The 12,478-nt window shown below is 37.9% G+C and carries 6 protein-coding genes; 2 read left to right on the top strand and 4 right to left on the bottom strand.

All coding sequences use genetic code 11. From position 1 onward, the window contains the following. The first annotated feature begins 155 nt into the window (after positions 1 to 155). Complete coding sequence (locus L1967_RS14340; protein ID WP_249602193.1) at positions 156 to 1,784, top strand: dihydroxyacetone kinase subunit DhaK; 1,629 nt, start codon at positions 156 to 158, stop codon at positions 1,782 to 1,784. Positions 1,785 to 1,997: 213 nt separating this feature from the next. Here L1967_RS14340 and L1967_RS14335 read toward each other — a convergent pair whose 3' ends face one another. From L1967_RS14335 to L1967_RS14320, 4 genes are all read right to left on the bottom strand, one after another. Beyond that, on the bottom strand, positions 1,998 to 4,436 hold the full coding sequence (locus L1967_RS14335) for a glutaminase family protein (RefSeq protein WP_249602192.1): 2,439 nt from the start codon (positions 4,434 to 4,436) through the stop codon (positions 1,998 to 2,000). Between the two features lie 19 nt (positions 4,437 to 4,455). Then, positions 4,456 to 5,661 carry an aldose epimerase family protein gene (locus L1967_RS14330; protein WP_249602191.1) on the bottom strand — a complete coding sequence of 402 codons (1,206 nt, stop codon included), beginning with the start codon at positions 5,659 to 5,661 and terminating at the stop codon, positions 4,456 to 4,458. A gap of 181 nt (positions 5,662 to 5,842) precedes the next feature. Next, the gene (locus tag L1967_RS14325) at positions 5,843 to 6,904 is read right to left on the bottom strand and encodes a cellulase family glycosylhydrolase (RefSeq protein ID WP_249602190.1); all 1,062 of its coding nucleotides are present in this window, start codon (positions 6,902 to 6,904) and stop codon (positions 5,843 to 5,845) included. Positions 6,905 to 6,938: 34 nt separating this feature from the next. Beyond that, positions 6,939 to 7,937, bottom strand: coding sequence for a glycoside hydrolase family 43 protein (locus L1967_RS14320; protein ID WP_249602189.1), 999 nt, complete (start codon positions 7,935 to 7,937; stop codon positions 6,939 to 6,941). A gap of 537 nt (positions 7,938 to 8,474) precedes the next feature. On the opposite strand from L1967_RS14320, the gene L1967_RS14315 reads away from it, so the two are divergent. Then, positions 8,475 to 12,452, top strand: coding sequence for a hybrid sensor histidine kinase/response regulator transcription factor (locus L1967_RS14315; protein ID WP_249602188.1), 3,978 nt, complete (start codon positions 8,475 to 8,477; stop codon positions 12,450 to 12,452). Positions 12,453 to 12,478: the final 26 nt, after the last annotated feature.

Genomic DNA, 12,478 nt, shown 5'->3' with positions numbered 1-12,478 from the left:
ATTCTTATGCAATGCTATTGCAATAAATCGAAAGGAATAATAATTTGAGGCCTCACTTCCCAAAACCCCTTAAAGTTTTGATAAATTCCTTAAGCCTCGTAAACATTGCTATGTAAAGGCTTTTAATTTTTTTATCTTTAAAAGAAAACCTAACTATGAAATTTTTTATCAATAAACCCGATAATGTAGTAAACGAATCTATAGAAGGATTACTTACCGATCCTAAACTTACCAAACTAGATACTTTTCCTGAAGTTAGGGTGGTGACCAGAAAAGAGATCGACAAATCTAAAGTGGCCATTATTTCTGGCGGGGGTTCTGGTCACGAGCCCATGCATGCCGGTTTTGTGGCTAAAGGAATGCTTACTGCCGCGGTTTGTGGAGATATTTTCGCTTCCCCATCTGTAGATGCTGTTTTGGCTGCTATACTTGCCGTTAGTGGGGAAAAGGGATGTTTGCTGGTGATAAAAAATTATACCGGAGACCGATTAAACTTTGGCCTCGCGGCTGAACAGGCCAGAGCACTGGGTCATAAAGTAGAAACCGTAATTGTTGGCGATGATATTGCGCTAGGAGAAGATACGCAACAACGCGGTCTTGCCGGCACCTTACTGGTTCATAAAGTTGCAGGACAACTGGCCGAAGAAGGAAAATCTTTAGAGGAAGTAACCAAAGCAGCAAAAAAAGTGGCTAAAAGCGCAATCTCTATCGGACTTTCACTTTCTGAAGGTCAAAAATTCAACAATCCTGAAGAATCAAGATTGGATAAATCTGAAGCCGAATTAGGTTTGGGGATTCATGGGGAACCGGGAGTAGATGTGATAAAAATGGACGAAGCCGATGCGCTGGTAAAAAAGGCCGTTGATAAACTAGAAGAATATCTTCCCGATGAAAAAAAAGATTATGTATTGCTTTTTAATAATCTGGGAAGTGTTACCCCCCTCGAAATGAATTTACTGGTACACAGCTTTGATAAAACCGATATTTCCGGCAAAGTAAAATATATGGTTGGTCCAACGGCAATGACCACTTCTTTAAATATGAACGGTTTCTCTATAACGTTACTCAAATTAGATGAAGAAATCGAAAAAGCGCTTTTAGAAAAAACCGATACTCCAGAATGGCGAATTAGAGCTTATGCCAAACCAAGCAGTACTAAAAGTCCCGAATTGCCAAAAACCATGCAATTTGAACCTTCTGAAAATAAAAAACATCAAAAAATTGTAGAGAGCATCGCTGATTACCTTATCGAGATGGAAAAGGAAATGAACGATCTTGACGAGAAAGTTGGTGATGGCGATGCAGGATCTACTTTTGCTGCTGCGGGTAAAAAGTTTAAAAAGATTTCTTCGGAATTGCCTTATGCTTCGCTACACAAATTATTTACCACCATTGGCCGTGTTTTAGCGAGAGAAACCGGTGGTTCTAGTGGTGTATTATTATCAATGCTATTTACCAAGGCCGGAAGCAGCCTTGAAGATGATGAAAATATCGGAAAGGCTTTATTAAGCGGATTAGAAAAGATGAAATCTTATGGTGGTGCCGAACAGGGCGATCGTACCATGATCGATGCTATGCAACCTGCTTTTGAAGCCTTAAGCGATGGAAAATCGGTTAAAGAGGCCGCGGAAGCTGCCAGAAAAGGAGCCGATGAAACCGCCAATATCACTAATACCAGTGCAGGGCGTAGTTCTTATTTATCTGAATCCAGTCTTGAAGGAATTCCAGATCCCGGCGCTGAAATGGTAGCACGCGTATTCGAAAAACTTGTTGATATTGTTTAAAATCGGAATAAAAAATCTAAGTAAATGATCTCAGGGCTTACCCATGAGATATTTCATCTCGATTATCAAATAAAATGGCATCAAAAATTAATTTGATGCCATTTTCTACTAAAAATACTGCACCTGGGCTCTAATAATATCCAAAACCAACCAGGTACAAGCATCAACAAAAAAACTAAGTTTACTAATGTATCATCAATAGCATACAATAGCCTATTCCCATTTATCTTTTAATAGTTTGATATAATAACCGCCCACTACACTACGTGCCTGGAAACCTCTCTGGTCCCCGCTACTGGTATAATGCCAGTCACTCATAGGTACCCGGTTTTTAGTTTCTACAGCGAACTTATAAATTGGATCTCCAAAATATTTAAAAGTTGCATCGTCTCCCAAACTTGCCGTCCAGTACACCCAATCTGATTTTGTATAATCTGCTCGGTTGTCTAAAGGAAGTCCGTATTTGTTTTGTTTCTTTTTATAATAAGCCAGTTCAGTATCAAAAACTTTCTGTGGGAAAATTTCCAGATCCATGACCTTATCCCAAATCAGGTTATACTTTTGGCTCCACGTACTTTTATCATCATAGGTTAAGGCATAGTGATCCCCTGCATCTGCAAGTTGCATCCACGCTTTGGCCATATCTCGGGCTTTGGCGGTATATTCTTTGGCGACCTCTTTCTTCCCTAATTTATCGGCCATATAAGCGTAACTGCCTACTCCCATAATTGCTTTTACCGCAAGATTGGCATTACGTGCCAGGTGACCGGAAAAATCATCGGTAGACAATTGGTTGGCCGGATCTAAACCGGCTTCGGTTAAATACGCTGTCCACTCGGTTAGGCTTTCCCAATGTTTTTTCGCATAATCGGCATTGCCTTCAGCCATAACGATTGCTGCGGTTAACACCACCATATTCCCAGATTCTTCTACGGGCATATCTTCGCCATACGTTTGCCCGGTGGCAATTGGATACGTTCCTAAATCGTGCGCCGGGAACGGTTTTTTCCACTTTCCGCTTTCGGAATAATAGAAAATCCCATTAAGCATTCCTTTTAATAGCTCTGGATTGTAAATTAAAAATAGCGGCGCCGATGGATAGGTCACATCTACCGTGTTTATGGAGCCATTACTAAAGTTTTCTTTAGAAAGGAAAAGAATCTCCCCATCAGGGCTTTTGGTTAATTTATGTGCGGCAATGGCCTGGCGATAGGCGATCTCTAAAACTTCAGCATATTTTTCGCCCCCTGCTTCTACACCATCTTCATAAAGGGCTTTATTAAACTCTTTGCAATCGTCTAAAATGTCATCGTATTGGGTATAGGCTTTTTCCAATTCGGCTTCAATCGTATTCTTTCCATCGATATTCCACCAGGGGCGTAGTTTTTTTCCGAAGTAATTAATTGAATAAATATCATCGTAACCTAACATGAGCATGTATTCTTTTTCTTCGGAAATCGTCTCTTCAGCAAAAACAGTATTCAGCATTAAATTAGTGCCTTGTGATTTTGATTTTATACGTTTTCCTGAAGCAAAGCTTGCGGTAACCTCTGAAGCTGCGGTAACCGACTGACTGGCGTTTGCAGATTTTGGCACTGCGAAATACATGTAGCCCCAGTCGATCCTTAAATTATCGCCTTTTTTCTCTAATATTGGCTGCGCTACCGTCCCGGCTTTTAAGAAATCTAAACTTTTGGTACTTCCTTTTTCTGAAATTACTTCCTGGCTGGATTCGTTTACAGCAATTGCTGAAGCTGCTCCCAGATACACCTGGACTTTATGGGGTTTTCCATCATTAGGCCTGGTTTTTACTGAAATATACGAAACCGGACGCGCCATAAGATCTAAATCGTCCATTAATAAAGGCGAAGTAAAAGTAAGATTTATAGCTACACCACCGGCTTTAAGCATATATTCGGTTTGGGTAGCTCTAAGATCCAATCCTGTTTGTTCTGCAACTAAAACCTTAGCTTTAGTACCCTTAACTTCAACCAAGCCGGCATCAAGGAAGCGCCCGCCGGCAGTATTTTTTATATGAATAGCCAAAACATTGCCCTTTTTCTTCAATTTTTGCTGAACAGCTTTGTCGATTTTTATATAGTCAAATTCGTGATTCCACCCTTCTTTTTTAAAGATCTGTTCCCCGTTTAAATACACTACGACATTATCGTCGTGATGAAGTTTTAGGTATAATTCATCGAATTTGGTCGATTTTAGATCGAATGCTCTACGGTACCAGAGATCGTCACTTGTCCATTTTGTTTCATATTTACCATTATCACCAAAAGGGGCTTTTTTAGAATTCCAATTTTTATCGTTAAAATCTGGTTTTTCCCACCCAGATCCGGGATTAGATTCGGTGATCTTTACAGTATAGAATGTATTGTTCGCCGCAGGTAACACCTCTTCATAGTTTCTGGTCTCGCTGCCTAGAAAACGGTAGGTTGTACCATCTACTTTTATAAGTCCAACCAGGCTCTGCTCGCTGCCCGTCCAGTGAACGGTTGTCGATTCATTAATTTTATCGCCAAAAGACCAGATGCTAAAATTAGGATCGTGCGCAATTAAGGGATAGGCTGGTGCTTGTCGTTGCTGAGCGGTTAAAAAACCACTAACCAAGAAGGTAAAAGCGAATAAAAGTTTTTGTGGCATCGTTAGGATTTTGATTCTTTTAATTATTTGTGGTGGAAAAATGATACTCGGATATGGTGTGATAGGTGTCGCCTGGCTCTAAAATAATCGAAGGGAAATTCTCCTGATTTGGTGCATCTGGGAAATGCTGGGTTTCTAAAGCAAAAGCTGTTCTATAAGCGTCTTTTGCGCCAGATTTAAACGTGTTTTTACTTTGCATAAAGTTGCCACTATAAAACTGCACTCCGGGTTCTTGGGTGTACACGTCCATCACAATTCCCGATTGGTCGCCGGTAAAAGTTGCAGCATGCTTCATATCATTATTTCCATTCGAACTTCCCGTCGAATTTGCAGGCTTATTCAGTACAAAATTATGATCGTAACCACCCCCATTTTTAAGCTGATCGTTTTCTGTATCAATTCGTTCGCCTATGCTATGCGATTGTGTAAAATCGAACGGAGTTCCTTTGACATCCTTTAATTCTCCTGTAGGGATCAAACCCTCATCTACCGGCGTAAACTGCTTGGCAAAAATCTGTACCTTATGATCTAAAATACGACCGCTACCTTCACCGTTTAAATTAAAAAATGCATGGTTGGTCAAATTTACCGGTGTTGCTTTATCTGTAGTTGCTTGATACTCCATTTTTATAGTTTGAGCGTCTGTAACCGAATAAGTAACCTTTACCTCTAAATTCCCGGGGAAACCTTCTTCCATATCTGGAGAAGTATAAGTTAATATCAAGGTTTTATCATCTGGCTGCCGGGCATCCCAAACTACATATTGAAATCCTTTGTTGCCGCCATGCAGGGTATTGCCGTTATTATTGGTTGGAATAGTATATTCTTCATCGTTTAAGGTAAATTTACCTTTGGCTATACGATTTCCTACACGACCTATGGTTGCTCCAAAATAAGGTTCGGTGGCATTGGCAAAACAAGAGACACTGTTCATCCCTACCACGACATCGGTCATCTTCGCATTTTTATCTGGAACCCAAAGACCTACGATCCTACCTCCATAATTGGTAAAAGCAACTTCTATATCAGCATTTTTTATCCAGTATAGTTTTACTTCTTTGCCATCAATGATCGTATCGAATTTTTCCTTTTCTAGACCGTAAGAAGCCTCTCGATAATCTTTAAATTTGGTATTATCCTTTTCGGTTTCAGTATTCTTTTCTTTACAAGCCAAAACCAGTAAAATTAATAGGATCGCTAAAAATATATTTTTAAAATTTCTCATGATTACATCATATTTACTCGATAAGAGCCTAAAGGCTCTTGTGCCATCACAATCCCGATGCTATCGGGGCGGGATCGGGCTTTATTGAAATAAAAGTTTCTATTTATTTTATAAAATTATAAACAATATTCTACAACAGCTAAATCTATTTAGTTTTTCACAAAAGTCCCGACGATGAAACCTAATCTTTATTCAATTTTTTAATCAGATCTACTTCGTCCTGGCGATAAGGGGTACCGTCTTTTCTGAACACATCATGAAACCATTCGATTGGCTCTCCTTTTTCTATTGGAGTATCCCAGGCGAATATGGTATTGGTCTTGCCGTTTACCAGTCCCCAGTTAATCGCACCAATATTTTCGTTTTTCAGCATAGGTAGCGTATTCGAAAATCGGCTGTTTCTGGTTCTCGCCATATATTCGGTGCAAATCATTGGGCGACCATGCGATTTTAAAAGTTCGATAACCCTTCGGTGCCATTCGGGTGCTTCATAATCATGATAAGTGATTATGTCTGAATGTAGTGCCTGATAGGCATTTAAATCTTTTAAACCCCAGCTCCATAATCCTGCAGATACCGGTTGTGAAGGGTTAATCTCTTTTGCCCATGTAAATACTTTTTTTAACAGGGGTAAAGATTCGTTTCCTTTATCGCTATTTCCGGGTTCGTTATATAAATCCCACAACAAGATACGATCATCGTTTGCGAAGGTTTTAATGATATCTTTTACATACCCTTCTAATTCGGCAAAATTAGCTGCATTTTTGGAAGCCGGATAACCGGGATCCTGCACCCAACCTGAATTATGTGTTCCTGTTTTGGGTTCTGGTTGTTTGCCCATTTTTGGATCTGCTCCCCAAACGTCGTCAAAAATCACCAATATCGTCTTGATGTTATGCTTATCGGCAATAGTCAGATACTCATCTACACGATCTTTAAATCCCTCTTTATCGGCTTTATACGCTAAGCTATGTAGGTAAACGCGCATGGTGTTAAATCCAATGCCCTCAGCATATCCAAGTTCCCTATCGATGGTTTCAGGATCAAAGGTTTCTGCCTGCCACATCTCTAACTGATTAATGGCGGTACTTGGAATAAAATTAGCCCCAGATATCCAATCATGCTTTTTATACCACTCGGACGCTTTTTCCCGTGACCACCTATTCTTTAATACAATATCTTCCTGTTGAGCAAAACTGTTGATACCAATAAGAAAACTGATTAATAAAATTATTTTTTTCATTTACTATATTTTTTAGTTGCTGTGTGCTTTTGAATTATTTTTCTTCGGAAGGAATTGCCAATATAGTCTTCGTTGAAACCGGAGTTCCTAAATTTGGCGTTCCATCTTTATTCCAACTGATTTTCTGCATTCTGGGAGATCTTTTTCCGCCACAGCCATCTCCTGAATTATCATTGGCGTGATACAGGATCCAATCCTCTTTCCCGTCTGGCGATTTAAAAAAGGAATTATGACCGGGAGCATAAACCCCATTTTCCTTAGACCAGGCAAAAATGGGTGTGTTATGTTTTTGCCAATTTTCAGGGTTCATAAGATCCTCTCCTGTGAGCTGCAATAATCCCAGCGTATAATAATCGGTCCAACAACCACTACCGGAGAATACAATAAAAACTTCTTCTCCGTTCGATAAATATTGAGGCCCTTCGTTTACCAATACGTCAGGGCCACCTTCCCAGCGCGTTTCCCAATCGTAAGTAGGTGTTGAGATCTTTTGTCTTTTTCCTTCCATCGTGGTTGGATTTTTCATTTTTGCAATGAACAAATCCTGACGGCCATTTTCATCACCTTCCCAACCCGACCAGGTCATATATAACTGCCCTTGGTGTTTAAATACATTACCATCAATTGCCCATTTATCGGAAGGTGTAGACAACTTCCCTTTAAATTTCCAACGATCGTTCATTGGGTTTCCTGAAGTATTTTCTAGCACGTACATTCTATGGTTATTGTTATCACCATCGTCTGCTGCGAAATACACATACCAGTTACCATCGATCATGTGCACTTCTGGCGCCCATAATTCTTTCGAATACATGGTATTTTCAGGAGGTGTCCAAATCGTGGTTTTTTCTGCCGTTTTTAGATCGGCCAGATTTTTAGTCTTCCAAAGCACTAATCGGTCTTGTTGTGTATGGATGTAATAATAGTAACCCTCATGGTAAGTGCTGTAGGGATCGGCACCAGAGGTTAAAAGTGGATTGGTAAATGTTTTTTGCTGTGCGAAACTTAGTCCACAAACAAATATTAAACACATAAGAACAATGATTTTTAAACTTCTTATCATTTTGGATATTTAGAAAAGGAAGTCCAAATCGATTAAACTAGTTCCGGAAGCTTCCTGAGGTTAACATGGAGATTATAATTCTAATTTTACAATTGGTGTTAATAATAAGGGCTTCCACTAATAGGCTCTTGGTCCCAACTGGTGCAAAACATAACCATGATTATTTTATCCTATTTAAAGGAAAGAAAATGGTGTCTCCCGTCTGGATGCTTTTTTCTTGAGTCCCACGATTCCTGGCTTATCTAAATTTAAGGATAAAAACAATTCATTATTTAATTATCACCTATTCATATTTAATATTTGACAAATTAAAGATGTATTTTTTGAGATATTCAAAGTAGATTATTTTTTAAAAGATTTTATATGCTATTCCGTTTCATTATTTCATCTAAATTGTTCAAACTTTAAGATTTCATCAGAATTACATCGAATTTGAGACGATATGAAGCTATTTGAGACAAATAGTTGAATGATAATTCTTAATTTCCTCAAAATTGAATGGTTTTAATGAAGAAGATTTTATTCGGCATAATTTGCAGTCTTTTTTTGACCAATTTGGCCACTGCGCAGGAACTTTATTTTAAACACTATCAGGTAGAAAATGGATTGAGTCATAATTCGGTGATCACCATGATACAGGATAAAAGAGGCTTTTTGTGGTTTGGCACCAAAGACGGACTCAATCGTTTTGATGGCTACAACTTTAAATTATTTCATCAAAATAACAAAGACGATAAAAGTATTGGTAGTAACTATATTAGATCTCTTTACGAAGGCAGAAACTATTTATGGGTGGGTACCGATAATGGTCTTTTTCGCTACGATAATCAAAAAGAAAGTTTTTGTGCATTATCGCCTGCCATTACTAAACCCATATTGGATATTGAAGCAGATAAGAACAATAATTTATGGTTTATCGCAGGTGGTACTTTATATTTCAAAAAACAAGGTACATTATCCAGCCTTAATCTAAAATCCTACGATGATTTTTACGCAATTCTGCTATCAAAAGATAGCAATAAAAACATCTGGGCCGCTTCAAGTGAAAATGTCTATCAATACTCTGAGGAAAACAGATCTTTCAAGCCAATAAATTTAGCTATTGACTCCACAGAAGATCTTCCTGTAATTATCACTGCTTTAAAAGGTATAAGTAAATCACAAATGATTATTGGCACCCGGCATCATGGTGCATTTGTTTATGACATTCAAAAAAAGACGACAAAATCACTAATCAAAAATTACAGCGAACAACTCTACGTAAGGGATATCGTAGAAAAAGCAAACGGGAATATCTGGCTGGCTACAGAAAGTGGACTTATCATCTACGATACGAAATCTAAGAACTACACCAATTTCAAAAAAAACTATAACGATCCTTATTCACTTACCGATAATGCACTTTATACGATGACTACAGATAAAGAGGGCGGCACGTGGATAGGCAGTTATTTTGGAGGCGTTAATTATCTACCAAAAGAATTCACCCCTTTTAAAAAATATTTCCCAAAAGAAGGGGAAAATAGTATAAACGGAAATGCCGTAAGAGAAATTCATCAGGATAAAAACGGAGATTACTGGATAGGAACAGAAGATGCCGGGTTAAACAAATTAAACGCTAAAACAGGGCAATTTCAAAATTTTACCCCTAAAAACTCCAATATCGCCCATTACAATATTCATGGAATACTACCACTGGAGAACGAACTTTGGGTGGGTACATTTGAGCATGGATTAGATGTATTCGACATCAACACGAATAAAATCATAAGACATTACGAACAGGTAGAGGATAATCCTTATAGTCTTGGGAATAACTTTATTCTGGATATTTATAAAGGTAAAAACGACAGCGTTTATATCATGACTTCCCTGGGTATCTATACCTACAATCGTGAAAAAGATCATTTTATCCCTCTACAAGGTTTCCCACAGGACTTTCATTACTCCGTTTTCTTAGAAGATAAAGACGGCACTTTATGGGCGGCAACATATTGGGATGGTCTTTATTATTACCATCCAAAAACACGCAAAAAAGGTTATTTTAGATACGATGCGCAAGATTCCACCAGCATTAGCAGTAATGTGATCAACGGCATTTTTCAGGATTCTAAAGGAAATATTTGGATCACTTCAGAAAATGGACTAAATCTTTACCAACCCAATTCTAATGATTTTAAAAATTACAATACCCGGGATGGGCTTCCCAGCAATGTAAGCTACTCTATTTTAGAAGATGATGATGCAAGTTTATGGATTAGCACTTCAAACGGACTTGTTCATTTTGACCCTACTGAAGAAAGCTTTAAAACCTATACTAAAGCAAATGGACTATTAAGTGACCAATTCAATTATAGCTCAGCTTATAAAAATGATGAAGGGCGCATGTTCTTTGGGAGCGTAAAGGGTTTGGTTAGTTTTAATCCCGATGAATTTATCAAAAACACTTACGATCCTCCTGTTTATATCACCAATATTAGTATAAATAATGAAGCCATTAAAGTAGGAGCTGAAAATTCTCCGCTAGAAAAATCGATCACGGAAACCTCAAAAATCACCTTAACATCAGATCAATCTACTTTTAGTCTGGATTTTGCATCACTCAGCTTTACTGCACCAGAAATGACTGAATATTCCTATCGTCTTATTGGTCTTAATGACAAATGGATACCGCTAAAAACGAAGCATAGCGTAAATTTTACAGAGCTACCTTCGGGCAATTATATCTTTCAGGTAAAAAGCACCAACAGCACCGGCGTAGAAAATAAAGAAATTGCCGCTTTAGAAATTGAAGTCCTCCCCCCCTTTTACTTCAGCAAACTGGCCATTTTCTTATACATGCTCGTGTTTATCATATTGTTTGTGCTTTCCCTTAGATACTATCATTACCGGGTACAACGCAAAAACAACAGAAAAATCAAAGCATTTCAGGATGAAAAAGAAAAAGAAATTTACCAGTCTAAAATCGAGTTTTTCACCAATGTAGCTCACGAAATACGTACCCCGCTAACCCTTATTAAAACCCCTTTAGAAAAGCTCATTGGCCAAACCAAAGACCAGCCGCTAATGCAAAAAAGCCTTTCGATTATGGAAAAAAATACCGAAAGGCTAATTAATCTGGTAAATGAACTATTAGACTTTAGAAAGACCGAGATTGAAAATATAAAACTAACCTTTGTTGAAATTAATATTTCTGAAACCCTTAGAAATACCTATACCAGGTTTAGCGAACTCATTCAGGAAAAAGCAGTCGATTTTAGGATGAAGCTTCCGCAGGAAGATGTGATGGCTTATGTAGATGAAGAAGCCATCAAAAAAATTATGAGCAACCTGTTTAACAACGCGATAAAATATGCCAAAAATGAAGTGATCTTAAAACTGGAAGTAACCAATGCTGAATTTATTTTAAAAATTCAAAACGACGGAAGTTTGATACCGCAGCACCTCAAAAAGCGTATTTTCGAACCTTTTTTTAGAACTAATGAAGTTTCTAACCAAACTGGTACCGGCATTGGTTTAAGCCTGGCCTATAGTTTAACCGAATTACACAGTGGAAAACTCATTTTAGCCAATGAAGACAACCATTTAAACACCTTTATTTTAACCTTACCGCTTCGGCAGAAGATGGAATTTAGCTCTTATAAAAAGAAGCCTAAAATTATCGAACCTCAGCAGGAGGAAATTCCGCAGGAAGAAATAATAAATGATCCTGCCGAAAATTCAGGAATATTAATCGTAGAAGACAACAGGGAACTGCTAAAATTTATTGCTGAAGATTTTAAAGAAGAGTATCCCGTTTTTAAATCTACAAATGCTGAAACGGCTATCCAGATTCTTAAAAAAGAGAACATTTATTTAATTATCAGCGATGTAATGATGAATGGAATGAATGGATTTGAATTTTGCGAATACGTAAAAACCAATTTAGAAACCAGTCACATTCCTGTAATCCTGCTTACCGCCAAAAATGCCATGCAATCGAAGATCCAGGGATTAGAAGCCGGTGCCGATGCGTATATCGAAAAACCCTTCTCTTTAGAATACTTAAAAGTACAGGTGAGCAATCTTATTGAAAACCGAAGGCATATTATGGAATTTTACTCTAGCTCGCCACTTTCGCACATTAAGAGTATTGCCCATACTAAAACCGACGAGAAGTTTATTAATAAACTAGAAAAGTTGATTTACGACAATCTCTCAGATCAAAACCTGAGTGTAGACAACCTTGCTGATATTATGAATATGAGCCGTTCTACTTTATACCGAAAGATAAAAGACCTTTCGAATTTAAGTCCTAATGAACTGATTAACATTGCCCGTTTAAAAAAGGCTGCCGAATTATTACAATCTGGGGAATATAAGATCTATGAAATTTCTGAAATTGTAGGTTATAAATCACAAACAAGCTTTGGCCGAAATTTCCAGAAACAGTTTAAAATGACGCCTAGCGAATATATGAACGGAAAACAGCCTATTGAAGAATAGGCTGTTTTGTAAATAGTTCTTGAATG

This window comes from Zunongwangia pacifica (assembly GCF_023499215.1).
Classification (GTDB): domain Bacteria; phylum Bacteroidota; class Bacteroidia; order Flavobacteriales; family Flavobacteriaceae; genus Zunongwangia; species Zunongwangia pacifica.
This window is presented reverse-complemented; position numbering and strand designations above follow the sequence as displayed.